Below are 26803 nucleotides of genomic sequence, written 5' to 3' on the forward strand. Positions count from 1 at the left end.
AATACGCTTTCCTCCTTCAGAGTCAACTTCTTTTTCAGAAGTTTTTCTCCGGCGGTTCAGCTTCCTGAACCTCCTGAGCCGCTGGCTGTAAGCCGTTGTGCCGTCTCAGTGGTTGCGCATTATAGGGAGTTCTCGCGCCCTGACAACCCCTAATTTTAGAAAAATAGCGCGTTCGCTGCATTCCACAGCAAAAGGCCTGTTTATACGCATTTACCCACAAACTTATCCACATTAGCGGGCACAGGTAAATTTAGACGAGCATCGCGCAAACGTTTTCGCTACAATGCCCCGGAAAAATCCCGGCCCCCATTTGGGGGCGTTACCTGAATCTTTGCCGCGTTCTTTCTATATAGAAGAGGGAAAACGCTAAGATTGATGTAACGCTCTTATCTATGCGAACCAAAGCCAAGGGATAAAACCTCATGCAACAACCTCGTCCTGTACGCCGCGCCCTGCTCAGCGTGTCCGACAAAGCCGGTATCCTCGAATTTGCCCAGGCGCTTTCCGCGCGCGGTGTTGAACTGCTTTCCACTGGCGGCACCGCCCGCTTGCTGGCAGAAGCCGGTTTACCCGTTACAGAAGTGTCCGACTACACCGGTTTCCCGGAAATGATGGATGGCCGCGTCAAAACTCTGCACCCTAAAGTACACGGCGGTATTCTGGGACGTCGCGACCAGGACGGTGCCATTATGCAGGAACATGGCATAGCGCCTATCGACATGGTAGTTGTTAACCTTTATCCCTTTGCGCAAACAGTGGCACGCGAAGGCTGCTCACTGGAAGACGCGGTAGAGAATATTGATATTGGCGGCCCGACAATGGTTCGCTCTGCGGCCAAGAACCATAAAGACGTAGCTATCGTGGTGAAGAGCAGCGACTATGACGCTGTTATTGCCGAGATGGACGCTAACAATAACTCGCTTCAGCTGGCAACCCGCTTTGACCTGGCGATTAAGGCTTTTGAGCATACCGCCGCCTACGACAGCATGATCGCTAACTACTTCGGCAGTCTGGTTCCGGCCTATCATGGTGAAACCAGCGAACCGGCCGGGCGCTTCCCTCGCACGCTTAACCTGAACTTCATCAAAAAGCAGGATATGCGTTACGGCGAAAACAGCCATCAGGATGCCGCCTTCTATATAGAAGAAGATGTCACTGAGGCTTCGGTCGCCACCGCGCAGCAGATTCAGGGCAAAGCGCTTTCCTATAACAACATCGCCGATACCGATGCGGCGCTGGAATGTGTGAAAGAGTTCAGCGAACCAGCCTGCGTTATCGTCAAGCATGCCAACCCTTGCGGCGTGGCGATTAGCGATTCCATTCTGGGCGCTTACGAGCTGGCTTATAAAACCGATCCGACTTCTGCTTTCGGTGGCATCATTGCCTTCAACCGCGAGCTGGATGAAGCGACCGCGCAGGCGATTATCAGCCGCCAGTTTGTCGAAGTGATTATTGCGCCATCTGCGAGCGAGGAAGCCTTAAAAGTAACTTCAGCTAAGCAGAACGTTCGTGTGCTGGTGTGCGGCGAGTGGAAGCAGCGCAAACCGGGCCTGGATTTCAAACGCGTGAACGGCGGCCTGCTGGTTCAGGATCGCGATCTGGGCATGGTAGAAGAAAGCCAGCTACGTGTAGTAAGCAAGCGCCAGCCGACCGAACAGGAGTTGCGTGACGCGCTGTTTTGCTGGAAGGTGGCTAAATTCGTCAAATCCAACGCTATCGTTTATGCCCGCGACAATATGACCGTAGGCATTGGCGCAGGCCAGATGAGCCGTGTTTACTCAGCCAAAATCGCTGGCATCAAAGCTAAAGACGAAGGTTTGGTCGTTGAAGGCTGCGCGCTGGCTTCTGACGCCTTCTTCCCTTTCCGTGACGGTATTGATGCGGCAGCCGAAGCAGGCGTGAGCTGCGTGATCCAGCCGGGTGGTTCAATTCGCGACGAAGAAGTTATCGCAGCGGCCGATGAACACGGTATCGCAATGATTTTCACCAATATGCGCCACTTCCGCCATTAATAAGGAACAGACCATGAAGATTTTAGTAATTGGCAATGGCGGCCGCGAACATGCGCTGGCGTGGAAAGCTTCTCAGTCGCCGCTGGCGGAAACCGTATTTGTAGCGCCGGGTAACGCTGGCACCGCGCTGGAACCAGCCTTACAGAACGTAGCTATCAGCGCGACGGATATTCCTGCCCTGCTGGATTTTGCTAAGCGAGAAAACATCGATCTGACCATTGTCGGTCCGGAAGCGCCGCTGGTGATTGGCGTGGTTGATGCTTTCCGCGCCGAAGGCCTGAAGATCTTTGGCCCAACGCAGGCTGCCGCGCAGCTTGAAGGCTCAAAAGCCTTCACCAAAGATTTCCTTGCGCGCCACAAAATCCCTACGGCGGAATACCAGAACTTTACCGATGTAGATGCCGCGCTGGCCTACACTCGTGAAAAAGGCGCGCCAATCGTGATCAAAGCTGATGGCCTGGCTGCGGGCAAAGGCGTAATAGTAGCGATGACGTTGCAGGAAGCGGAAGAAGCTATTAAAGATATGCTGGCCGGTAACGCTTTCGGCGACGCCGGACATCGTATCGTGGTGGAGGAGTTTCTGGACGGCGAGGAAGCCAGCTTTATCGTGATGGTCGATGGCAAGAACGTGCTGCCGATGGCGACCAGCCAGGATCACAAGCGTGTGGGCGATGGCGATACTGGCCCGAACACCGGCGGTATGGGCGCCTATTCTCCAGCACCAGTAGTAACTGACGAAATCCACCAGCGCGTGATGGATGAAGTTATCTGGCCAACCGTACGCGGCATGGCGGCGGAAGGCAACGTCTACACTGGTTTCCTCTACGCCGGTCTGATGATCGACAAAAATGGCCAGCCGAAGGTGATCGAGTTTAACTGCCGCTTCGGCGATCCGGAAACGCAGCCGATCATGCTGCGCCTGCAGTCGGATCTGGTGGATCTTTGCCTGGCCGCTGTTGACGGCAAGCTGGATACTAAAGATTCGGTGTGGGATCCGCGCCCTTCACTGGGTGTAGTGCTGGCGGCTGGCGGCTACCCTGGCGACTACAATACCGGCGACCAGATCCACGGTCTGCCGCTGGAAGAGACGCCGGACGGCAAAGTTTTCCACGCTGGTACAAAAATGCAGGACGATCTGGTTGTGACTAACGGTGGGCGCGTGCTGTGTGTAACAGCCCTGGGCGAAGACGTAGCTGCCGCTCAAAAACGCGCTTACGAGCTGGCTAAGCCTGTCTCCTGGAACGGCAGCTTCTGCCGCAAAGATATTGGTTACCGCGCCATTGGCCGTAAGTAAATCACTTCGGGGGATGAGCACTTCATCCCCTTTCTCTTCTCAAAAACTATCTGCCTGAGGCTCAGCGGCGCAAAGATTTTCCTGCGTTGCCAACAGCAGCTGAGTGCCGCCCGGCGCTTCCAGCCAGGCAAGGCTAAGCGGTTCACCAGAGGCCTGCTGGTGCTGAACGATATAGCGCACCGCATTTTCGTCAAAATCAGGCGAAGCATTATTGCCATCGCATAAAGTTACCGCGCCCGAAGCCGTCCGATGTCCCTGTAACAGCCTTACGCGGCCTTTTAACAGATCGTTGCTGATAGCCAGCATACGTCCCGCATCAAACTGATAAAGCGCTACAGCGTCAGCAGAGAGCGCTTCGCGGCGGTTTGCCAGCTGCCGCTGCATAAAGCTCAGACGACCGTTCTGGTCAAAGCGTAGGGTGACGCTCTCCGTATGGCTGCCGGCGCTATGCCGCTCGATTGAAATCAGTTTGTCCTGTTGCCACTGGTAATCCGTGATTTCCGTTACCGGCTCGTTAAAAGGGGTATAGACGGTTTGCAGATGAGTACTGCGAGGAGAGTGCTCTTTGCGCCAGATACGTACGGCGCCGCGGTCGGCCAGATAGCCGCTGGCGGTAAAATCGGGAGTGTGCTGCGAACTACAGCCTGTTAGTAGCAGGCACAGCAGAGAAAAACAGGAAGAACGGTTCACGCGCTTCCCCGAACGAAAAAGCCTGAACAAAAGGGGCTTATCGCCCCCCTGTTTAAAACTTTTCACCGTTGATTATTTAACGGCGTCTTTCAGTGCTTTACCAGAAACAAATGCCGGTACGTTTGCAGCTGCAATTTTGATTTCGTTGCCAGTCTGCGGGTTGCGGCCAGTACGCTCAGCACGGTGGTTAACTTTAAAAGTACCAAAACCAACCAGTTGTACAGCATCACCTTCTTTCAGAGACTCAGTAATCGCAGCCAGAGTGGATTCCAGTGCAGCTTTAGCCTGGGTCTTAGACAGGTCCGCTTTGTCCGCAATTACATCAATCAGTTGAGTCTTGTTCATAAGTTATCCTTACAGTGTATTTATCGCTTGCTAAGCATCGAGTGCGAGGGAAAAACCAGTTTCTGGCACTCTCCTGCATACACGCACCGATAGCCACTTTTTTCAGCCCCCCAAATGTAGACCAGACTGGGGGCGAATGTGAAGCCTTAAGGCGCTACAAATCAGGCCTGAAGTCACGTTTTCTCGCCTTACTGCTGAAAATTTATACCGATATTGCTGATCCCCGCTTCCCGCAGGTCGGAACGTAGGCCTTTTATCAGCTCGAGATCCCTTTCTTCGCAGGCGCTGAGCAGGCGAAAAATTTCCCACTGGATGTCCCATTCCTCTTCGACAGCGGGATTGGCTTTTAGCTCTTCCTCGGTCATTTCGCGCTCGGCCTGGGTCATTTCCAGCATTGCAACTGTGGTGATTGAAGCCTCGCTAACGGCGATCGCATGAGCCAGAGTTTCGCCGCTTAAACGGGAATGCAGCAGCTCACTTAAGGCCACGCAGGCGTCAATGGCTGGATAGACGCCGTACAGGTCGTAATCCTCTGCCGCCGGAATCGCCTCTTCCAGCTTTTCCAGCTGCGAATCAAAATTCACTTTAGCGTCCTTGACCACCAGCGTTTCCCACACCAGGTCCAGGATACGGCGATAAAGCTGCCCGTCGCCGAAGCCGGTCTGCTGGCAAAAGGCCCAGTAGTTGGGATACATACGCTCACACAGGCAGGCCATAAAAGTAACGTGCTGCCAGCTTTCCAGCTTTTCCAGCCGCAGGTGAATCGGATTACGTAACATGTTGGGATCTCTTAAACAAAAGTGCGCGGCGTGCAGTGTAACCGAAAAACTGCCGCCTCACACCGTTATAGCGGGATACCGAGACGGGCAAAGGCGGGCCGGTTAGAGGCGACGGCATCCGCCCAGCGGGTCGGTTCCGGCAGGCGATAGCCCTGCAGGCAGGTTTCCACCCAGTTCAGCGCGGTATCGACGCTGACACGATGGCCCGGCGAGATAAACAGAGGATTACAGCGCTTTTTGCTGCGCAGCACCCAGCCGATTTGTTCGCCCTTATCCATCAGCGGCTGGCGTGAGCCGGGCTCATCGCCTAAAGGTTCAAACTTGCCGCACAGGCGACGTTTAGCCACGCCGATAGTCGGTACATCGATCATCAGGCCAAAATGGCTGGCGACGCCCAGGCGGCGCGGATGAGCGATGCCCTGGCCGTCGACAAACAGCAGGTCTGGCTTTTGCTCCAGCATTTCCCACGCGGCCAGCAACGCCGGATATTCGCGAAACGAGAGAAACCCGGGAATATAGGGCATGGTAGTGGCTATTCGCGCGACACGATGCTCGATTAGCTTCAGCGACGGATACTCCAGCAGCACCAGGGCGGCTCGCGTTACCTCGCCGCCCTGTTCAAATCCTACATCCGCCCCGGCGATATAGCGCGGCGGCATTACTTCAAAATCATCAGCGCGTACCACTTCTGCTGCACGCGTCGTCTGTTCCTGCTTTAATGCCTGTATATCCATGACTAGTCCTGGTGATACTGCCCCGAAAGTTTGTGGACGGCCTCCACAAAAGCACCCGCGTGTTCCGGCGGCACATCCTGATGAATGCCGTGGCCCAGGTTAAACACGTGGCCCGTGCCCTTGCCGAAGCCCTGAAGTATGCCCGCCACTTCCTGCTCGATACGGGCAGGCGAAGCGTAGAGCATTGAAGGATCCATATTGCCCTGTAGCGCTACCTTATGGCCGACGCGACGGCGCGCCTCGCCGATATCGGTGGTCCAGTCCAGGCCAAGCGCATCGCAGCCGGTTTCCGCCATCGCTTCCAGCCACTGGCCGCCGCCTTTGGTAAACAGCGTTACCGGCACGCGGCGGCCATCGTTTTCACGCAGCAGGCCATCCACGATTTTGTGCATGTAGTGCAGCGAGAATTGCAGATAGTCGCGCCCGGTCAGTACGCCACCCCAGGTATCGAAAATCATCACCGACTGCGCGCCCGCACGGATCTGCGCATTCAGGTAAAGCGTTACGCTGTCCGCCAGTTTATCCAGCATCAGATGCAGGGTTTCCGGCTCGGCGTACATCATCTTTTTCAGTTTGGTAAAGGCTTTGCTGCTGCCGCCTTCCACCATATAGGTCGCCAGCGTCCACGGACTGCCGGAGAAACCGATCAGCGGCACTTCGCCCTTAAGGTTTTTACGGATGGTGCGTACCGCATTCATCACGTAGCCCAGTTCCTGCTCGGGATCGAAGACGGGAAGTTTTTCTACGTCCGCGCGGCAGGTCACCGGTGAAGAGAAGCGCGGGCCTTCGCCAGCTTCAAAATAGAGTCCCAGCCCCATTGCATCGGGAATGGTCAGGATATCGGAGAAGAGGATCGCCGCATCCAGCGCATAGCGGCGCAGCGGCTGCAGCGTGACTTCGCACGCCAGCTCGGCATTTTTGCACAGCGACATAAAATCGCCAGCCTGAGCACGTGTTGCCTTGTACTCTGGCAAATAGCGTCCCGCCTGGCGCATCATCCACACGGGCGTGACGTCTACCGGCTGACGCAGCAGCGCACGCAAATAACGATCGTTCTTCAGTTCACTCATCTTCAGGACTCTTTTTTATTCAGACGCACAGTATATCAGTTATTCCGCCTCGGCGCGGCAGAGCGCTACGGTGTCTTCAATCAGCCTTCGTGCTACCGTGCCCGCTGGCGGCAGCTGCGGCAAGGCGTCAAAACGATACCAGCCAGCATCAAGCAGCTCTTTGGGATCGATGTTAATTTCGCCGCTGTCGTAATCGGCCATAAAAGCCATCATCAGCGACTGCGGGAAAGGCCACGGCTGGGAAGAGACGTAGCGCAGGTTTTTTACTTTGATGCCGCTCTCTTCCATGACTTCGCGCGCAACGGTTTGCTCAAGGGTTTCGCCTACCTCCACAAAACCGGCCAGCACCGTATAGATGCCGTTGCGATGGCGAGTATGCTGGGCCAGCAGGATTTTATCGTCCCGGCGGATCGCCACTATGATGCAGGGCGCGATTTGCGGGTAGTAGCGCTGGCGGCAATGGCTGCATAAACAAGCCCATTCCGTTTTGCTGCGGTGCATAGCGTGACCGCAGTAGCCGCACCACTTGTGCGAACGATAAAATTCGGCCAGCTGGATGCCGCGTCCCGCCAGCTGAAACAGTGCAGGATCCTGATCGATCAGCTGTCGTAGCGACGCCATCCCTTCCGGACGGTTTTCACAGATCAGCCGTACCGGTTCACCCTGCCACTCGCCGATCAGGGATCCTTTTGATCCTGCCAGGCCTAAATTTTGTGCGCTACCGTACGGTAATTGACCTTTTGGTAGCCAAAGTTTCTGTTCATGGCTGACAACCCACCAGCCAGCGTCTACGCTTGAAATCTCAAGTTCCATAAATTGCTCATCCTCACTTCACGCCTTACCGGATCGGGATAGACAGTTAAAAATAACACTTTTGGAGTCACTCATGCTTGACCAGCTGGAAGTTCTGACCTCACGCGTAGGCGGATGTAGCGAACTGGTAGACTTTTGCCTTACTTCACGCAAGCAGCTTTTAGTTGCCTATTATCAGATGGTTGGCATTAAGCCTAACAAGGAATCGCTGACTTCGCTTGATGAAAACGCGCTGGATAATTTTTGCCAGAGCCTGGTGGACTATCTCTCTACCGGCCACTTCACCGCTTATGAACGTTTTATTCAGGAGATGGAAGGCACCGAGCAGCTTTCTAAAGCGGCGCTGATTTATCCTTCTCTTCAGGCGAACACCGAACAGATCATGAAGATCTACGACGCCCACCTGGAAAACGCCATCGATCACGATAACTACCTGGAGTTCCAGCAGGCGCTGTCGATGGTCGGCGAAGTGCTGGAAGCCCGCTTTACGCTGGAAGACAAGTTTATTCAGCTGGCGCTGGAGAAATACGCCGAGAAACCAGCCGCTAACGACGCTGCGATGGCTCGTCCCGCCTGATAAGTTATAAATTTGTAAAACGCTTGAGCTTTCCATAAAGCCCCTTTATGCTGAATGGGCAATCACATGATTGCCCTGGCGCAAGCCAGATTTCTTCTTGTCGGAGTGCCCCCTGGGGCTGAGACCGTTTATTCGGGATCCGCGGAACCTGACCAGGTTAATACCTGCGTAGGGAACAAGAGTAAAGGTTCAGTGGGGGCTCGCAGCCCTGCGCTTACTCATCCGAACTCCGGACAAGCAAATTTCCGCTCAATCAGGAACTTGCTATGTCTACCCCAGTTAAAAAGCCAACCAGACGCGAACAGCGCGCCGCAGCCCAACAGTTTATCGATTCTCTTAAGGGCGCTGCCTTTCCCAACTCCAGACGCATTTATCTGACCGGATCCAGAGCCGATTTACGCGTGCCGATGCGCGAAATTCAGCTCAGTCCGACGCTAACTGGCGGCAGCAAAGAAAATCCGCAGTTTGAAGAGAACGAAGCCGTACCGGTTTACGATACCGCTGGCCCCTATGGCGATCCCGCAGCCGTCATCGACGTGCATGCCGGAATAGCCAGGCTGCGGGAGGACTGGGTTGCTGAACGCGGCGATACTCAACCTATTGAGCAACTCAGCTCTGTTTATACGCAGCAACGCCTGGCGGACGAAGGTCTGGATCATTTGCGCTTTGATAACCTGCCGCGTCCGCGCCGCGCTCTGGCTGGCCGCTGCGTTACTCAACTGCACTATGCCCGGCTGGGCATCATCACGCCGGAAATGGAGTTTATCGCGCTGCGTGAAAATATGGGCCGCGAGCGCATCCGCAGCGAGGTGCTGCTACAGCAGCATCCAGGGCACGGCTTTGGTGCACAGCTGCCGGAAAATATTACCCCTGAATTCGTGAGGCAGGAAGTCGCTGCCGGGCGCGCCATTATTCCCGCCAATATCAATCATCCCGAATCGGAACCGATGATTATCGGCCGTAACTTCCTGGTGAAAATTAACGCCAACATTGGTAACTCCGCAGTCAGCTCCTCAATTGAAGAGGAAGTGGAAAAACTGGTCTGGTCAGCGCGCTGGGGCGCAGATACGGTGATGGATCTCTCTACAGGGCGCAATATTCATGAGACCCGCGAGTGGATCCTGCGCAACAGTCCGGTGCCGATTGGCACAGTTCCCATCTATCAGGCGCTGGAAAAGGTTAATGGCGTGGCGGAAGCTTTGGACTGGGAAGTTTTCCGCGATACGCTGCTGGAACAGGCTGAACAAGGCGTAGATTACTTTACTATCCATGCCGGCGTCCTGCTGCGCTACGTGCCGATGACCGCTAAACGCCTGACCGGCATCGTTTCGCGCGGCGGATCTATTATGGCCAAGTGGTGTTTGTCGCATCATCGTGAAAGCTTTCTCTATGAACACTTCCGCGAAATTTGCGAGATCTGCGCCGCTTATGACGTCTCTCTGTCGCTCGGCGACGGACTGCGTCCCGGTTCTATTCAGGATGCCAACGACGAAGCGCAGTTCGCCGAGCTGCGCACGCTGGGCGAGCTGACCAAAATCGCCTGGGAATATGACGTGCAGGTGATGATTGAAGGGCCAGGACATGTGCCGATGCAGATGATCCGCCGCAATATGACCGAACAGCTGGAACACTGCCACGAAGCGCCATTCTATACGCTTGGCCCGCTAACAACTGATATCGCGCCGGGTTACGACCATTTTACTTCTGGTATCGGCGCGGCAATGATTGGCTGGTTCGGTTGCGCCATGCTCTGCTACGTGACGCCAAAGGAACACCTTGGCCTGCCGAACAAGGAAGATGTAAAGCAGGGATTAATTACCTACAAAATTGCGGCACACGCTGCCGATCTTGCTAAAGGCCATCCTGGCGCGCAAATCCGCGATAACGCTATGTCGAAAGCCCGCTTCGAGTTCCGCTGGGAAGATCAGTTTAACCTGGCGCTGGATCCGCATACCGCTCGCGCTTATCACGATGAAACCCTGCCGCAGGAATCCGGCAAGGTCGCCCATTTTTGCTCAATGTGCGGGCCAAAATTCTGCTCAATGAAAATCACTCAGGAAGTTCGTGAGTACGCTGCGAAACAGGAAGCGCAGGCACAGCCGATAGAAGTTGGCATGGCGGAAATGTCACAGGCGTTCCGCAGCCGCGGCGGTGAGTTATACCATGCCGCTGACGCCCTGGCGCAGGAGGAAAAAGCATGAGCCGCGGCCCTTTTCCCCTGACGGAAGCAAAGTTGGGACTTTATCCTGTGGTGGATACGGTTGAATGGATTGCGCGCCTGCTGGAAGCGGGCGTGCGTACCCTACAGCTCCGCATCAAAGATCTGCCGGAAGAAGCGGTAGAAAAAGATATCGCCGTCGCTATCGCGTTGGGCAAACGTTATCAGGCGCGCCTGTTTATCAACGACTATTGGCGGCTGGCGATCAAACATGACGCTTACGGCGTGCATCTGGGCCAGGAAGATTTGGATATCGCCGATCTGGATGCTATTCATCGCGTCGGGCTGCGGCTGGGGCTTTCCACCCATGACGATGCAGAACTGGATCGCGCGCTGGCGGAGCGCCCTTCTTACATCGCGCTGGGCCACGTTTTTCCAACTCAAACTAAAGAGATGCCTTCCTCACCTCAGGGCCTGCAGGAGCTTAAACGCCACGTCTCGCGTTTACAGGGCATATCAACAGTTGCCATTGGCGGCATTTCACTGCAAAGAGCGCCTGAAGTTTTGGCAACCGGCGTCGGCAGCATTGCCGTAGTCAGCGCTATTACCCAGGCCGCAGACTGGCGAGCGGCAACTAAGCAGTTGCTGGCCCTGGCCGGAACCGGAGGCGAAAATGCTTAGCGACAGTGATTTTATGCGCTACAGCCGCCAGCTGTTACTGGAAGAGTTTGGCCCGGCAGCGCAGGAAAAACTCCAGGCAGCCAGCGTGCTGATTGTTGGTTTGGGCGGCTTAGGATCGCCCGCCGCCGCCTATCTTGCCGCTGCGGGTGTTGGCAAACTGCTGCTGGCCGATGACGACAAAGTGCATATCAGCAATTTACAGCGCCAACTCCTCTACCGTAGCAGCGATGCCGGCCAGCCAAAAGCCGCGTTAGCGAAAGAGCGTTTGCAGGCGCTGAATCCGCAGGTCGAATTTATTGCCCTTGAACGGCGTATGGATGCCGAATCCTTACAGGAAACGGCACAGTGGGTCGATCTGGTACTGGACTGTAGCGATAACATGCAGACACGCCATGCCGTCAATGCTGCCTGCGTGGCAAGCGGTACGCCGCTAATCAGCGCCAGCGCGGTTGGCTTCGGGGGGCAACTGATGGTGATAGCGCCGCCTTTCAGCCACGGCTGTTACTGCTGCCTGTGGCCGGATCGGACAGAGCCGCAGCGCAACTGCCGCACCGCTGGCGTCCTTGGCCCGGTGGTGGGCGTAATGGGCACGCTGCAGGCGCTGGAAGCACTAAAAATGCTCGCCGGTCACGCTTCAGCTCTGGACGGCAAGCTGCGCCTGTTTGATGGCAAGGCGCAGACCTGGCGCACGCTAAGCCTTGAACGCAGTTCAGGCTGTCCGGTATGCGGAGGCGATCGTGAACATCGTCATTAATGATGAGCCGCATACGCTGGACGCGCCGCTAACGCTGGCGGTGCTGCTGGAACAACTTTCCCGTCGGCAGCCCGGTACCGCGCTGGCCGTTAACCAACAGATAGTGCCGCGAGAGCGCTGGTCTACCCATCTTTTACAGGAAGGCGATGAACTGGTGATTTTCCAGGCTATCGCCGGAGGCTGATATGCTACAGATCGCTGATAAAACCTTTTCTTCTCGTCTGTTCACCGGCACCGGTAAGTTCTCCAGCCCGACTATGATGCTTAATGCGCTGCAAGAGTCCGGTACGCAGCTGGTCACTATGGCGATGAAGCGCGTGGACTTGCGCGGCGGCGATGACGGGATCCTTGAGCCGCTACGCCAGCTGGGCGTACAGCTACTGCCTAATACATCCGGGGCGAAAACCGCTGAGGAAGCCGTATTCGCTGCTCGTTTGGCGCGCGAGGCGCTGGGCACGCATTGGGTAAAACTGGAAATTCATCCCGACGTCCGCTATCTGCTGCCGGATGCCATAGAAACGCTGAAAGCTGCCGAAACGCTGGTCCGTGAAGGCTTTACCGTGCTGCCCTACTGTCATGCGGATCCGGTGTTATGCAAAAGACTGGAAGAAGCAGGCTGCGCCGCCGTTATGCCGCTTGGCGCGCCTATTGGCAGTAATCAAGGGCTGAAAACCCGCGATTTGCTGGCAATTATTATTGAACAGGCTGGTGTACCTGTCGTAATAGATGCCGGTATCGGCGCGCCCAGCCATGCCAGCGAAGCGCTGGAAATGGGTGCTGACGCGGTGCTGGTTAATACCGCAATGGCTTCAGCGCGCGATCCGGTGCAGATGGCACGCGCTTTTCGGCTGGCGGTCGAAGCTGGCGAACTGGCAAGGCAAAGCGGATTAGGCAGCCGACATCAGCAGGCTGTTGCCACCAGCCCGCTCACCAGCTTTTTGCAAAGCGGAGCAACGGCATGAAGAATTTTGTCTCGCAGTGGGAAAAGCTGGACTGGGACGATATCCGCCTGCGCATTAACAGCAAAACTTCTGCCGATGTGGAGCGGGCGCTCAATGCACCTGTTGTAGGCCGTGAAGAGTTGATGGCGCTACTCTCGCCAGCCGCCCAGGCCTGGCTGGAGCCTATGGCGCAAAAGGCGCAGCTTTTAACGCGCCAGCGCTTCGGGCACGCCGTCAATTTGTTTGTGCCGCTTTATCTTTCTAACCTGTGCGCTAACGACTGCACCTACTGCGGTTTCTCAATGAGCAACCGTATAAAGCGTAAGACGCTGGATGCGCTGGAGATCGAGCGCGAATGCCAGGCGATCCGCGCGATGGGCTTCGATCAACTGCTGCTGGTAACCGGCGAACACCAGACAAAAGTGGGCATGGATTATTTCCGCCAGCATCTTCCCGCGATCCGTGCGCATTTCAGCTCGCTGATGATGGAAGTGCAGCCGCTGGCGCAGACGGAATATGCCGAGCTGAAAACGCTGGGGCTGGATGGCGTGCTGGTTTATCAGGAAACCTATCATCCAACTGTCTACGGCCAGCATCACCTGAAAGGCAACAAGCAGGATTTCTTTTTCCGCCTGGAAACGCCGGATCGGCTGGGCCGCGCGGGCATCGATAAGATTGGGCTGGGCGCGCTAATCGGTCTTTCTGATAGCTGGCGTGCCGACTGCTACATGATGGCTGAGCATCTGCTGTGGCTGCAAAAAACTTACTGGCAAAGCCGCTACTCCGTTGCTTTTCCCCGGTTGCGGCCCTGCGCGGGCGGCATTCAGCCCGCTTCGCTGATGGATGAGGCGCAGCTGGTACAGGTTATTTGCGCTTTTCGTCTGTTTGCGCCGGAAGTTGAGCAGTCACTGTCAACGCGCGAGTCGCCGCAGTTCCGCGATAAAGTCGTCCCGCTGGCAATCAATACGCTCAGCGCCTTTTCGAAAACGCAGCCCGGCGGCTATGCGGATGGGCAAAGCGAGCTGGAACAGTTTTCACCACACGATAACCGCCACCCGCAGCAGGTTGCCGAGGCGCTGGTTAAAGCTGGCATGCAGCCGGTCTGGAAAGACTGGGATAGCTGGCTGGGAAGGGCTTGAGCCATAACTCATAAAGCAGCGTCCGGCTTTTGCCGGGCCTGGCTTATTTTTCCAGCTCCACCAAATCTTCTTCCATTGCCTGCTGAATGGCCTCGCCCAGTTTTTTCAACGCTTCTTCCGTACTGGCATTAAAAGGCTGGCCGTAATTGAGACGCAGGCAGTTTTGATACTTTCCGGAGGCGGAAAGCAGCGAGCCGACAGCGATCTGGATCCCGCTTTCATGCATCCGTTTGTTCAGCTTTGCCGTGTCTACCACTTCCGGTAGTTCTATCCATAACAGGTAGCCGCCCTGCGGCCGGGTAACGCAGATGCCGCAGGGAAAATGTTGCAGCACGGCAGCGGTAAAAGCTTCCAGATTACGTTGGTAAAGCTGCCGCATTTTACGAAGATGCGCCGGGTAGCATCCCTGGCGTATAAATTCCGCTACCGCAAACTGTGTCTGCTGTACCGTAAAGCCGGTAACTATGTACTTCATATGCAGCACGCGATCCAGATAACGTCCAGGCACGACCCAGCCCACGCGTAAACCTGGCCCCAGCGTTTTGGAAAAAGAGCTACAAAGCAGCACCCGCCCATCGCTGTCAAAAGCTTTTATCGCGGGCGGACGCGGGTATTCCCATGCCAGCTCTCCGTAAACATCATCTTCAATAATCGCGATATCAAAACGCTGCGCCAGCGCCAGTAAAGCGCGCTTCCGGCGTTCCGGCATAATAAATCCCAGCGGATTATTGCAGTTGGGCACCACAATAACCGCTTTGACCGGCCACTGATCCAGCGCCAGCTCCAGCGCTTCCAGGCTGATGCCTGTTTGTGAATCGGTAGGAATTTCAATCACTTTTACATTCAGGCCGTGCAGAATTTGCAGAATGCCATGATAACCGGGCGATTCGACCGCCACGATATCGCCAGCCTGGCAGACGGCCCGAATGGCAATAGAGAGCGCCTCATGACAGCCGTTGGTGGCGACAATTTCTTCCGGCGTCAGATGGCAGCCGCTATCGATAGCCAGACGCGCGACCTGCTCTCTTAATTCCGGAGCGCCATAAAAATGTTCGTACCTGAGCAACCGGATATCCTGCTGCTGTCCAATGCGGCTGATGATTTTCCATAGCGATTTGAGCGTTGGCTGCGTCAGATCGGGCGTACAGTCGCCAAACTGCATAATCCCCGGCTGCTGACGCATATTAATCTGCTCCAGCACGGCTTCCCATTGCGTAACGTCCACGGGATGTTGCGGCGGACGTGTCAACGCAGGCATTGGATGAGCAGATTGATGTGGCGTAACAAAATAGCCCGAGCGCGGCTGCGGCGTAATCAGCTGCTGTTCTTCCAGCAAGTAATAAGCCTGTTGAACTGTACTGATGCTGACGCCGTGTTCTCTACTCAGCGCCCTGACCGACGGCAGACGCTCTCCACAGACATAAAGCCCCTGGTTAATCCGCTGCGCCAGCAGCCTGGCCAGATGCTGATAACGAGTCATCGTTTCCTTTTTTCCTTTTCGGATGGCAAATCAGTACAGATAGCGAGGCAAATCCCCATTCAGAACTACTATCGCGCAGTTTGTATGTTAAATAAAAGTGATTATTGCATCTGTATCGCTTTTCCATGCCCGCACAAAATAGTGTTACGGCGCAATGAGGAGACGAGTATGGAATTCAATGAGAACAAAGGCGGTAAGCCTTTTAAGGCATCGCCCTTTATATTGATGTTCAGGTTGCCGCGGCGGCTCTGGCTGGCATGGCGGCATCGGGCCTATAGCCGTAAAGTATTAGCACGACTGAGCGATGCGCAGCTAAAAGATATCGGTCTGACCAGCGAAGATGTAAAAAAATATCGATAAAACGGGCCAGGCAAAACTAAAAGCAGGGCAAGCCAGACAATAAAAAACCCCGCCAGCGCGGGGTTTTTTAGTTCAGAAGGGGATTGCCGTCCTCTCAAGAACTTTACTGCTTAATTGCGATTACAAGCCAACCACAAAGCCAATATAGAACCAGCGAAGATAAAAAACCAGCTGTTTTTCCGTTCAATTCTGGTGCTGTTTTCTCCATGAGAATTGAGTCACACAAATTTTGTAACCCGCATGAAAACCCGATATCCGTTGCGTAACCTCTCGTATTTGTCGGATAAAAAAATGCCGGCCTTATCTCCAGTTGTTATTGTTGCCCTGCAGCCTTCTCACCTGTTGCCGCAGGCCGCCGAACCAGAGAGAAGGGTCTGTTATAGCATGCCGTGAAAGCAAGCCAACCACTGCTTGTTTCGTTTGTGGCATTTCGGCGGGTTGCAGACGATAGCGGTTCCTGAGGAAGGAATCTCCCATGAAACGACGTACCGGGCTTTTATTAGTCACGTTATTCATGGCGCTGATAATGAGCGGAGAAGGTGGCTGGCAGGTTCGCCTGTCAGATATTACTATCCAGCTCAACTTGTATCAGAACAGGTAAGGCCTCAAGCCGCTCTCACGAGCGGCTTTTTTATTACCAACGCTGAATTTTAGCCAAAAAAAACCCCACCGAAGTGGGGTTTAGATCGACTGAAACAGCGATTAGTCGTCGTTGCCGCCCAGACCCGCGTTCAGCAGTTCCGCCAGGCTGGCGGAAGCTTCGTCTGCGGTAACCTGAGGCGCGGCAGGCAGTTCGCCCGCTGCGCGACGGCGCATACGATCCTGGTGATAAGCGTAACCGGTACCGGCTGGGATCAGACGGCCCACGATAACGTTCTCTTTCAGGCCGCGCAGTTCGTCGCGTTTGCCCGCAACGGCTGCTTCGGTCAGTACGCGCGTTGTTTCCTGGAAGGATGCGGCCGAGATAAAGGACTCGGTCGCCAGCGACGCTTTGGTGATACCCAGCAGATCGCGCATATAGGTTGCCGCGATTTTGCCGTTGGCTTCCAGCTCACGGTTAGAAATCTTAACGCGTGAAACTTCAACCTGCTCGCCATCCAGGAAGTCAGAGCTGCCTGCACTTTCGATGGTGGCTTTACGCAGCATCTGACGCACGATAACTTCGATGTGCTTATCGTTAATCTTAACGCCCTGCAGGCGGTAAACTTCCTGCACTTCGTTAGTGATATAACGGGTCACTGCATGCACGCCACGCAGACGCAGAATGTCATGTGGTGACTCTGGGCCATCGGAGACTACGTCGCCGCGCTCTACGCGTTCACCTTCGAACACGTTCAGCTGACGCCACTTCGGAATCATCTCTTCGTACGGATCGCTACCGTCAACCGGGGTGATAACCAGACGACGCTTGCCTTTGGTCTCTTTACCGAAGGAAATGATGCCGCTGATTTCAGCCAGGATTGCCGGCTCTTTCGGACGACGCGCTTCGAACAGGTCAGCAACGCGTGGCAGACCACCGGTGATGTCCTTGGTACCGCCGGATTCCTGCGGAACACGAGCCAGGGTATCACCCGAGCTGATCTTCACGCCGTCTTCCAGCTGCACAATCGCTTTACCTGGCAGGAAGTACTGAGCAGGCATATCCGAGCCTGGGATCATTACGTCGTTGCCGTTAGCATCCACGATTTTCAGCGCAGGACGCAGATCTTTACCGCCGGAAGTACGTTCTGCACTGTCCAGGATCACCAGAGAAGAAAGACCGGTCAGGTCATCCGTCTGACGGGTAATGGTCTGGCCGTCGATCATATCGGTGAAGCGCACGAAACCGCTCACTTCGGTGATAACCGGCATGGTGTGCGGATCCCAGTTTGCTACGGTCTCGCCCGCTGCAACCTGCTCGCCGTCGCCTTTTGCCATGGTAGAACCGTAAGGAACCTTATAGCTCTCTTTGGTACGACCGAATTCATCGATCATTTTCAGCTCGGTGTTACGCGAGGTGATAACCAGTTTGCCCGCGGAGTTGGTAACCGACTTGGCGTTAGAGAGTTTAATGGTACCTTTGTTCTTCACCTGAATGCTGGATTCAGCAGCCGCACGAGATGCCGCACCACCGATGTGGAACGTACGCATCGTCAGCTGTGTACCCGGCTCACCGATGGACTGTGCTGCGATAACGCCGATGGCCTCACCTTTGTTGATGATGTGACCACGCGCCAGATCGCGTCCATAACAGTGGGCGCACACGCCGAAGTCGGTTTCACAACTAACCACGGAGCGAACTTTCAGGCTGTCGACAGAATGCTCTTCCAACAGGTCACACTGCTGTTCGTGCAGCAGGGTGTTGCGCGGCAGCAGGATATCTGCCGTGCCTGGTTTCAGCACGTCTTCTGCAGTCACACGACCCAGTACGCGTTCGCGCAGCGGTTCTTTAACGTCGCCACCTTCGATAACCGGAGTCATCATGATGCCTTCGTGCGTGCCACAGTCGTCCTCGGTCACCACCAGATCCTGCGCTACGTCTACCAGACGACGAGTCAGGTAACCGGAGTTCGCGGTTTTCAGTGCGGTATCCGCAAGACCTTTACGAGCACCGTGGGTCGAGATGAAGTACTGGAGTACGTTCAGACCTTCACGGAAGTTCGCGGTAATTGGCGTCTCGATGATGGAGCCGTCTGGCTTAGCCATCAGGCCACGCATACCGGCCAGCTGACGGATCTGCGCAGCAGAACCACGAGCACCGGAGTCGGCCATCATAAAGATGCTGTTGAAGGAAACCTGGCGCTCTTCTTCACCGTCGCGGTTGATGACCACTTCGGTAGAGAGGTTTTCCATCATCGCTTTCGCAACGCGTTCGTTGGCCGCGGCCCAGATATCGATCACTTTGTTATAGCGTTCGCCAGCGGTTACCAGACCAGACTGGAACTGCTCCTGGATCTCGGCAACTTCGGTTTCCGCTTCGCTGATGATCTCGATTTTCTTCTCTGGGATCACCATGTCGTCGATACCTACAGACGCGCCGGAGCGTGCCGCGTAGGCAAAACCGGTGTACATGGTCTGGTCAGCAAAGATAACCGTTGGCTTCAGGCCCAGGATGCGGTAACAGGTGTTCAGCATCTTAGAGATCGCTTTCTTACCCAGCGCCTGGTTGACGATGGAGTAAGGCAGGCCTTTTGGCACGATCATCCACAGGATCGCACGACCAATGGTGGTGTCGATCAGGCTGGTTTTTGAAGTCCATTCGCCCTGCTCGTTCTTCTCGTGCTCGGTGATACGCACCTTAACGCGAGCGTGCAGAGAGGCCAGGCCAGCGCGGTAAATACGCTCGGCTTCTTTTGGACCAGTCAGCACCATGCCTTCGCCTTTGGCGTTAACACAGTCGCGGGTCATGTAGTACAGACCCAGTACAACGTCCTGAGAAGGAACGATGATTGGCTCGCCGTTCGCAGGTGACAGGATGTTGTTGGTAGACATCATCAGCGCGCGTGCTTCCAGCTGGGCTTCCAGCGTCAGCGGCACGTGAACAGCCATCTGGTCACCATCGAAGTCGGCGTTATAGGCCGCACAAACCAGCGGGTGCAGCTGAATAGCTTTACCTTCGATCAGTACTGGCTCAAACGCCTGGATGCCCAGACGGTGCAGCGTTGGCGCACGGTTCAGCAGCACCGGGTGTTCGCGGATCACTTCATCCAGGATATCCCAGACGACGGCTTCTTCACGCTCAACCATTTTCTTGGCGGCTTTGATGGTGGTAGCAAGACCACGCAGCTCCAGCTTGCCGTAGATGAACGGTTTGAACAGCTCCAGCGCCATTTTCTTCGGCAGACCACACTGGTGCAGACGCAGGTATGGACCAACGGTGATAACGGAACGGCCAGAGTAGTCAACACGCTTACCGAGCAGGTTCTGACGGAAACGACCCTGCTTACCTTTGATCATATCGGCCAAAGATTTCAGCGGACGCTTGTTAGAACCGGTGATGGCACGACCGCGACGGCCGTTATCCAGCAGCGCATCTACCGCTTCCTGCAGCATACGTTTTTCGTTACGTACGATGATGTCAGGCGCGGCCAGATCCAGCAGGCGTTTCAGACGGTTGTTACGGTTGATAACGCGACGATACAGATCGTTCAGATCTGACGTAGCGAAACGACCACCGTCCAGCGGTACCAGCGGACGCAGATCCGGTGGCAGTACAGGCAGCACGGTCAGGATCATCCACTCTGGCTTGTTGCCAGACTGCACGAACGCTTCCAGCAGCTTGATACGCTTGGTCAGCTTCTTGCGCTTGGTTTCGGAGTTGGTTTCGTTCAGCTCTTCACGCAGCTGCTCGCACTCCTGCTCCAGATCCATGTTTTTCAATAGGGCCTGAACCGCTTCCGCGCCCATCTTCGCGTCGAACTCGTCGCCGAACTCTTCCAGCGCGTCCAGATACTGCTCTTCAGTCAGGATCTGACGGCGCTCAAGGTTGGTCATGCCGCCTTCAACAACCACATAGGATTCGAAGTACAGCACGCGTTCGATATCGCGCAGCGGCATATCCAGCAGTAAACCGATGCGTGACGGCAGCGATTTCAGGAACCAGATGTGTGCCGTTGGCGAAGCCAGCTCAATGTGGCCCATACGCTCACGGCGAACTTTGGTCTGTGTAACTTCAACGCCACACTTCTCGCAGATCACGCCGCGGTGTTTTAAACGCTTGTACTTACCGCACAGGCATTCGTAATCTTTTACCGGCCCGAAAATACGCGCACAGAAAAGCCCGTCACGTTCTGGTTTGAACGTACGGTAGTTAATGGTTTCCGGCTTTTTAACTTCGCCGAAAGACCAGGAACGGATCATGTCTGGCGAGGCCAGAGCAATTTTGATCGCATCAAACTCTTCGGTCTTAGTTTGCGCTTTCAGAAACTTAAGTAAGTCTTTCACGGATTAGCTCCCGTCGGAGTGAGACTTCTCAAGACGGCCTGGCGAACCAGGCCATCTCGTAACCAGTACAAATTCGAGTGCTTACTCGTCTTCCAGCTCGATGTTGATACCCAGCGAGCGGATCTCTTTCAACAGTACGTTGAAGGATTCCGGCATGCCTGGTTCCATCTGATGGTTGCCGTCAACGATGTTTTTATACATCTTGGTACGGCCGTTAACGTCATCAGACTTCACGGTCAGCATTTCCTGCAGGGTATAGGCGGCGCCGTATGCTTCCAGCGCCCACACTTCCATCTCACCGAAGCGCTGTCCACCGAACTGCGCCTTACCACCCAGCGGCTGCTGGGTAACCAGGCTGTAAGAACCGGTAGAACGCGCGTGCATTTTGTCATCCACTAAGTGGTTGAGCTTCAGCATGTACATGTAGCCAACGGTAACCTGACGCTCGAACTGCTCGCCGGTACGGCCATCGAACAGGGTAATCTGACCGGAAGAAGGCAGGCCGCCGAGCTGCAGCAGCTCTTTGATCTCGCTCTCTTTCGCGCCGTCAAACACTGGCGTGGCGATTGGCATACCTTTTTTCAGGTTCTCTGCCAGACGCAGTACTTCGTCATCGCTGAAGGTATTCAGGTCTACTTTCTGACGCACGTCGGTGCCCAGATCGTAAGCGCGCTGAATAAACTCACGCAGTTTGGTCACTTCTTCCTGACGCTTCAGCATGGCGTTAATTTTCTCGCCAATGCCTTTCGCAGCCATACCCAGGTGGGTTTCCAGAATCTGACCAATGTTCATACGTGATGGTACGCCCAGCGGGTTCAGTACGATATCGACCGGCGTGCCGTTCTCATCGTATGGCATATCTTCGATCGGGTTGATCTTGGAGATAACACCTTTGTTCCCGTGACGACCTGCCATCTTGTCACCAGGCTGGATCTGACGCTTAACGGCCAGATACACTTTCACGATTTTCAGCACGCCAGGTGCCAGGTCATCGCCCTGAGTGATTTTGCGGCGTTTCGCTTCGAGTTTCTTCTCAAACTCGTGCTTCAGCTCGTCGTACTGCTCTGCCAGCTGCTCCAGCTGACTCTGTTTTTCTTCGTCGGCCAGGCCCAGTTCAAGCCAGCGCTCGCGCGGCAGCTTGTCCAGTTTTTCCGCTTCCACGCCGCCGGAAACCAGCAGGTAGTTGATACGGCTGAACAGGCCAGCTTCGAGGATCTGCAGTTCTTCAGACAGGTCTTTCTTCGCCTGCTTCAACTGCATCTCTTCGATTTCCAGCGCGCGCTTGTCTTTTTCCACGCCATCGCGGGTAAAGACCTGTACGTCAATAACGGTACCGGATACGCCGTTTGGCACGCGCAGAGAAGAGTCTTTAACGTCAGACGCTTTCTCACCGAAGATCGCGCGCAGCAGTTTCTCTTCTGGCGTCAGCTGGGTTTCGCCTTTAGGCGTTACCTTACCAACCAGAATGTCGCCGCCGGTTACTTCCGCACCGATATAAACGATACCGGATTCATCCAGCTTGGAGAGCGCAGCTTCACCCACGTTAGGGATGTCGGCAGTGATCTCTTCTGGCCCCAGCTTGGTGTCACGGGACACGCACGCCAGTTCCTGAATATGGATGGTGGTAAAGCGATCTTCCTGTACCACACGCTCGGAGACCAGAATGGAGTCTTCGAAGTTGTAGCCGTTCCACGGCATGAACGCCACGCGCATGTTCTGGCCCAGCGCCAGTTCGCCCAGATCCGTTGACGGGCCATCTGCCAGCACGTCGCCGCGCTCGATTGGCTCGCCCAGGTTCACACACGGCATCTGGTTGATGCAGGTGTTCTGGTTCGAACGGGTGTACTTGGTCAGGTTGTAGATGTCGATGCCCGCTTCGCCCGGATACATCTCGTCTTCGTTAACTTTGATAACGATACGGGATGCGTCAACGTACTGGACGGTACCGCCACGTTTCGCTACGGCTGTTACACCGGAGTCAACCGCTACCGCGCGTTCCATACCGGTACCAACCAGCGGCTTGTCAGCGCGCAGAGTAGGAACCGCCTGACGTTGCATGTTTGCACCCATCAATGCGCGGTTGGCGTCATCGTGCTCCAGGAACGGGATCAGGGACGCACCGACGGAAACCACCTGCTGGGTGGAAACGTCCATGTAGTCAACCTGGTCGCGGCTGAACAGGCTCGATTCGCCTTTGCTACGGCAGGTCACCAGGTCGTCTACGAAGTGGCCTTCGTCGTCGAGGTTGGTGTTAGCCTGAGCGATAACGTAGTTACCCTCTTCAATAGCAGAGAGGTAATGAATTTCGTCGGTTACCACGCCTTCGCGTACGCGACGGTATGGGGTTTCCAGGAAACCGTACTCGTTGGTCTGTGCGTACACGGACAGCGAGTTAATCAGACCGATGTTTGGACCTTCAGGCGTTTCGATTGGGCACACGCGACCGTAGTGAGTCGGGTGAACGTCTCGAACTTCGAAGCCTGCGCGCTCACGCGTCAGACCGCCCGGGCCAAGTGCAGAGATACGACGCTTGTGCGTGATCTCAGACAGCGGGTTGTTCTGGTCCATAAACTGTGACAGCTGGCTGGAACCAAAGAACTCTTTCACTGCCGCAGAAATCGGCTTGGCGTTGATCATATCCTGAGGCATCAGGGTATCGAGATCGCCCAAAGAAAGACGCTCTTTCACCGCACGCTCAACACGTACCAGACCTACACGGAACTGGTTCTCAGCCATTTCGCCGACGGAACGGATACGACGGTTGCCGAGGTGGTCGATATCATCCACTTCGCCAATACCGTTACGGATACCGATGAGCTTCTTCATCACTTCGATGATGTCGTCTTTGCTCAGGATACCGGAACCTTCGATCTCGTCACGCAGCAGAGAACGGTTGAACTTCATGCGGCCAACCGCAGAAAGGTCATAGCGGTCTTCAGAGAAGAACAGGTTCTCGAACAGATTTTCAGCCGCTTCACGCGTTGGCGGTTCGCCAGGACGCATCATGCGGTAGATCTCAACCAGCGCGCTCAGGCGATCGGTGGTTGGGTCGACGCGTACGGTCTCGGAGATGTACGGGCCGTGATCCAGGTCGTTGGTGAACAGGGTTTCGATGCGCTTGTGACCGGACTGACTCAGTTTAGCCAGCAGATCCAGCGACAGCTCCATGTTCGCGGCAACGATCAACTCGCCGGTGCTTTCGTCGATGTAATCTTTAGCGACGACTTTACCCGCGATATATTCAACCGGAACTTCGATGTGCTCAACGCCATCTTTTTCCAGCTGACGAATATGGCGTGCCGTGATGCGGCGGCCTTTTTCGACGTAGACGGTGCCGTTTGCTTCGATATCGAAGGAGGCAGTCTCACCGCGCAGGCGCTCTGGCACCAGCTCCATCTGCAGCTTGTTGTTACGAATTTCGTAAACAACTTTCTCAAAGAACAAATCCAGGATCTGCTCAGTGGTATAGTTCAGCGCGCGCAGAATAATGGTCGCTGGCAGTTTGCGGCGACGGTCAATACGAACGAACAGGTTGTCTTTCGGGTCAAACTCAAAGTCTAACCAGGAACCACGGTAAGGGATGATACGTGCGTTATACAGCACTTTACCCGAAGAGTGGGTTTTACCCTTATCGCTGTCGAAGAAGACGCCAGGACTACGATGCAGCTGAGAAACGATAACACGCTCTGTACCGTTGATGACAAAGGTACCGTTATCGGTCATGAGCGGAATTTCGCCCATGTAGACTTCCTGCTCTTTGATGTCCTTCACGGTGCCTTCCGGCGCTTCACGCTCGTAGATCACCAGGCGCAGTTTTACGCGCAGAGGAGCAGAATACGTGACGCCACGGATCTGACACTCTTTTACATCAAAGACAGGCTCGCCTAAGCGGTAGCTGACGTACTGCAGCTCAGAATTACCGCTATAGCTTTGAATTGGGAATACAGAACGGAATGCCGCTTCCAGACCATATTGACCTTCCGGATCTTGCTCGATGAACTTCTGGAACGAGTCAAGCTGGATAGAAAGGAGATAAGGAATGTCCAGAACCTGCGGACGTTTTCCAAAATCCTTACGAATGCGTTTTTTCTCGGTATAGGAGTAAACCATAGGGTTCCTCAGCTCGCTGAAAAGTAGAACCTCGCTGTCCGTCCAGGGGGGACAGTTCATGCAACACTATTTTGTTGGGTCGGAATGAACAGCTTCCGTAATACCTCTTTCTATCACTCTTAAATCATTTCATTGCCGTGCAAGGCAGGGAACCCTGCGGGAAAGCAGTATATTAAGGCGTCGATAGAAAAAGACATTAAGCAAATCAGTGACTAAACGGTGTGAAACATCACTGATGCTCTACAGCGCAAAAAGGCTGGTGACCAAAAAGTCACCAGCCGTCAGCCCGATTAACTCAGGCTGCAAACTGAAAGCCTGGCTTATTTAACTTCAACTTCCGCGCCAGCTTCTTCCAGGGATTTCTTCAGAGCTTCTGCGTCGTCTTTGCTGATGCCTTCTTTCAGGGCAGCAGGTGCAGACTCAACCAGGTCTTTAGCTTCTTTCAGGCCCAGACCAGTTGCGCCACGTACTGCTTTGATCACGGCAACTTTGTTAGCGCCGATAGCTTTCAGTACAACGTCGAACTCAGTTTTTTCTTCAGCAGCTTCAGCCGGGCCTGCAGCAACAGCTACAGCAGCAGCAGCAGAAACGCCGAATTTTTCTTCCATAGCGGAAACCAGCTCAACAACGTCCATTACAGACATAGCCGCTACTGCTTCCAGAATTTGATCTTTAGTGATAGACATGACAATTGTTCCTGTGAATCAGAAATAGTTTATACGTAAAAGTGCAACGGGCAAAAAGCTTAAGCAGCTTCTTTGGCGTCGCGTACGGCAGCCAGGGTGCGGACCAGTTTGCCTGCAGCGGCTTCTTTCATGGTCGACATCAGACGTGCCAGCGCTTCTTCGTAAGTTGGCAGAGTTGCCAGACGGTCGATATTCGCCGCCGTGATCAGCTCACCTTCAAAGGCCGCAGCTTTGACCTCAAATTTTGCATTCGCTTTCGCGAACTCTTTGAACAGACGAGCAGCAGCGCCCGGGTGTTCCATAGAGTATGCAATCAGGGTCGGACCAACAAACGTGTCTTTCAGGATCTCAAACTGAGTTCCTTCAACGACGCGGCGCAGCAGGGTGTTGCGAACAACACGCATGTAAACGCCAGCTTCACGACCTGCTTTACGCAGTTCAGTCATTTTGTCTACGGTCACGCCGCGGGAATCCGCAACTACCGCAGACAGCGCGCCTTTGGCTACTTCGGTGACTTCAGCAACAATCGCTTGTTTGTCTTGAAGATTTAATGCCATTAGCTTTTGCTCCTGGATTTTGACCGGAGAAGGATTCCTCCGGAACTCACATCACCTGCGAACATTACTGTAAGCAGGCGCTCAAACACGGTGAGCAGAATCCAGCAAAGACTATAAAAATATTCTTCAGGTTCTGTCACCGTCTACGCAGGAAATTAAGTCTCTTGCGAAACACCTGCGGTCTTGGACGGAGGCCTGGATAAGGCCAGGCTCCAACCGAAAATTCTGGTTCTGCGCAATTGCAGAACAACGGGCGTAAGATTCTAGTAGAAAATTTCGCCCGCGTAAAGCAGATTAGTTAGTTGCCGCGTTCAGGCCAGCCTGATCAACCGCTACACCTGCACCCATAGTGGTGGAGATGCTAACTTTCTTGATGAAAACGCCTTTTGCCTGAGAAGGTTTCGCTTTTTTCAGCGCAACCAGCAGGGCTTCCAGGTTTTCTTTCAGCTTATCGGACTCGAAATCAACCTTACCGATAGTGGTATGGATGATGCCGTTTTTGTCGTTACGATAGCGAACCTGGCCCGCTTTAGCGTTTTTAACCGCGTCAGCAACGTTAGGGGTAACGGTGCCTACTTTCGGGTTTGGCATCAGACCGCGTGGGCCCAGAACCTGGCCCAGCTGGCCAACAACGCGCATCGCATCCGGAGAAGCGATAACCACGTCAAAGTTCATTTCGCCTTTTTTGATCTGCTCTGCC

Annotated in this window: 22 protein-coding genes, 1 pseudogene and 1 riboswitch; of the genes and pseudogenes, 11 read left to right on the forward strand and 12 right to left on the reverse strand. The window is 54.8% G+C overall.

All coding sequences use genetic code 11. The features are described from left to right. Nucleotides 1-422: 422 nt before the first annotated feature. Nucleotides 423-2012, forward strand: coding sequence for a bifunctional phosphoribosylaminoimidazolecarboxamide formyltransferase/IMP cyclohydrolase (purH, locus tag ACETPC_RS23230; RefSeq protein ID WP_380184811.1), 1590 nt, complete (start codon nt 423-425; stop codon nt 2010-2012). 13 nt (nt 2013-2025) lie between these two features. Further along, entirely contained in the window at nt 2026-3306 is a 1281-nt protein-coding gene (purD, locus tag ACETPC_RS23235; protein ID WP_380184812.1) for a phosphoribosylamine--glycine ligase, read from the forward strand. Nucleotides 3307-3345: 39 nt separating this feature from the next. Here the strand turns inward: purD and ACETPC_RS23240 are convergent, their stop codons facing one another. The 6 genes from ACETPC_RS23240 to nudC form a co-directional block, all read right to left on the reverse strand. Then, on the reverse strand, nt 3346-3996 hold the full coding sequence (locus ACETPC_RS23240) for a DUF1481 domain-containing protein (RefSeq protein ID WP_380184813.1): 651 nt from the start codon (nt 3994-3996) through the stop codon (nt 3346-3348). Nucleotides 3997-4068: 72 nt separating this feature from the next. Then, nucleotides 4069-4341, reverse strand: a complete 273-nt coding sequence (hupA, locus tag ACETPC_RS23245; RefSeq protein ID WP_017803060.1) for a nucleoid-associated protein HU-alpha — start codon at nt 4339-4341, stop codon at nt 4069-4071. Nucleotides 4342-4529: 188 nt separating this feature from the next. Continuing rightward, complete coding sequence (locus ACETPC_RS23250) at nt 4530-5120, reverse strand: YjaG family protein (protein ID WP_380184814.1); 591 nt, start codon at nt 5118-5120, stop codon at nt 4530-4532. A 65-nt stretch (nt 5121-5185) separates the two neighbouring features. Further along, complete coding sequence (gene nfi, locus ACETPC_RS23255; RefSeq protein WP_380184815.1) at nt 5186-5854, reverse strand: deoxyribonuclease V; 669 nt, start codon at nt 5852-5854, stop codon at nt 5186-5188. Between the two features lie 2 nt (nt 5855-5856). Beyond that, complete coding sequence (gene hemE, locus ACETPC_RS23260; protein ID WP_380184816.1) at nt 5857-6924, reverse strand: uroporphyrinogen decarboxylase; 1068 nt, start codon at nt 6922-6924, stop codon at nt 5857-5859. 39 nt (nt 6925-6963) lie between these two features. Then, the gene (gene nudC / locus ACETPC_RS23265; protein ID WP_380184817.1) at nt 6964-7737 is read right to left on the reverse strand and encodes an NAD(+) diphosphatase; all 774 of its coding nucleotides are present in this window, start codon (nt 7735-7737) and stop codon (nt 6964-6966) included. A 73-nt stretch (nt 7738-7810) separates the two neighbouring features. Here nudC and rsd point away from each other — a divergent pair, with 73 nt between their 5' ends. From rsd to thiH, 7 genes are all read left to right on the forward strand, one after another. Next, nucleotides 7811-8314, forward strand: a complete 504-nt coding sequence (rsd, locus tag ACETPC_RS23270) for a sigma D regulator (protein ID WP_380184818.1) — start codon at nt 7811-7813, stop codon at nt 8312-8314. Between the two features lie 91 nt (nt 8315-8405). Further along, nucleotides 8406-8506, forward strand: a riboswitch (TPP riboswitch). Nucleotides 8507-8580: 74 nt separating this feature from the next. Beyond that, complete coding sequence (gene thiC / locus ACETPC_RS23275) at nt 8581-10515, forward strand: phosphomethylpyrimidine synthase ThiC (RefSeq protein ID WP_380184819.1); 1935 nt, start codon at nt 8581-8583, stop codon at nt 10513-10515. After that, a complete protein-coding gene (gene thiE / locus ACETPC_RS23280) occupies nt 10512-11153 on the forward strand; it encodes a thiamine phosphate synthase (protein WP_380184820.1) in 642 nt (213 codons plus the stop codon). Before thiC ends, thiE begins: the two co-directional genes overlap by 4 nt. Then, nucleotides 11146-11907 (forward strand): HesA/MoeB/ThiF family protein, encoded by a 762-nt coding sequence (locus ACETPC_RS23285; RefSeq protein ID WP_380184821.1) that lies wholly within the window; start codon nt 11146-11148, stop codon nt 11905-11907. Before thiE ends, ACETPC_RS23285 begins: the two co-directional genes overlap by 8 nt. After that, entirely contained in the window at nt 11891-12091 is a 201-nt protein-coding gene (gene thiS, locus ACETPC_RS23290) for a sulfur carrier protein ThiS (RefSeq protein WP_380184822.1), read from the forward strand. Before ACETPC_RS23285 ends, thiS begins: the two co-directional genes overlap by 17 nt. 1 nt (nt 12092) lies before the next feature. Further along, a complete protein-coding gene (locus ACETPC_RS23295) occupies nt 12093-12869 on the forward strand; it encodes a thiazole synthase (protein ID WP_380184823.1) in 777 nt (258 codons plus the stop codon). After that, nucleotides 12866-13987, forward strand: coding sequence for a 2-iminoacetate synthase ThiH (thiH, locus tag ACETPC_RS23300; RefSeq protein ID WP_380184824.1), 1122 nt, complete (start codon nt 12866-12868; stop codon nt 13985-13987). Before ACETPC_RS23295 ends, thiH begins: the two co-directional genes overlap by 4 nt. A gap of 43 nt (nt 13988-14030) precedes the next feature. On the opposite strand, the gene ACETPC_RS23305 is transcribed toward thiH, so the two are convergent. After that, entirely contained in the window at nt 14031-15467 is a 1437-nt protein-coding gene (locus ACETPC_RS23305) for a PLP-dependent aminotransferase family protein (RefSeq protein WP_380184825.1), read from the reverse strand. A gap of 168 nt (nt 15468-15635) precedes the next feature. Between ACETPC_RS23305 and ACETPC_RS23310 the strand changes: the two genes are divergently transcribed. Both ACETPC_RS23310 and ACETPC_RS23315 read left to right on the forward strand, forming a co-directional pair. Then, nucleotides 15636-15827, forward strand: coding sequence for a DUF1127 domain-containing protein (locus tag ACETPC_RS23310; protein WP_380184826.1), 192 nt, complete (start codon nt 15636-15638; stop codon nt 15825-15827). A gap of 475 nt (nt 15828-16302) precedes the next feature. Beyond that, nucleotides 16303-16428 carry a hypothetical protein gene (locus ACETPC_RS23315; RefSeq protein ID WP_380184827.1) on the forward strand — a complete coding sequence of 42 codons (126 nt, stop codon included), beginning with the start codon at nt 16303-16305 and terminating at the stop codon, nt 16426-16428. Between the two features lie 101 nt (nt 16429-16529). Here the strand turns inward: ACETPC_RS23315 and rpoC are convergent, their stop codons facing one another. The 5 genes and pseudogenes from rpoC to rplA form a co-directional block, all read right to left on the reverse strand. Further along, nucleotides 16530-20750: a DNA-directed RNA polymerase subunit beta' gene (rpoC, locus tag ACETPC_RS23320; RefSeq protein ID WP_380184828.1), complete on the reverse strand. Its 4221-nt coding sequence runs from the start codon at nt 20748-20750 to the stop codon at nt 16530-16532. Between the two features lie 81 nt (nt 20751-20831). Further along, on the reverse strand, nt 20832-24860 hold the full coding sequence (gene rpoB, locus ACETPC_RS23325) for a DNA-directed RNA polymerase subunit beta (RefSeq protein WP_380184829.1): 4029 nt from the start codon (nt 24858-24860) through the stop codon (nt 20832-20834). A gap of 320 nt (nt 24861-25180) precedes the next feature. Continuing rightward, nucleotides 25181-25546 (reverse strand): 50S ribosomal protein L7/L12, encoded by a 366-nt coding sequence (gene rplL, locus ACETPC_RS23330; protein WP_253456287.1) that lies wholly within the window; start codon nt 25544-25546, stop codon nt 25181-25183. A 59-nt stretch (nt 25547-25605) separates the two neighbouring features. After that, entirely contained in the window at nt 25606-26103 is a 498-nt protein-coding gene (rplJ, locus tag ACETPC_RS23335) for a 50S ribosomal protein L10 (protein WP_125290945.1), read from the reverse strand. A 294-nt stretch (nt 26104-26397) separates the two neighbouring features. Then, a pseudogene (gene rplA, locus ACETPC_RS23340) lies at nt 26398-26803 on the reverse strand (50S ribosomal protein L1); the annotation flags it as partial.

It is taken from the genome of Pantoea sp. sgz302252 (assembly GCF_042610525.1).
GTDB lineage: Bacteria > Pseudomonadota > Gammaproteobacteria > Enterobacterales > Enterobacteriaceae > Erwinia.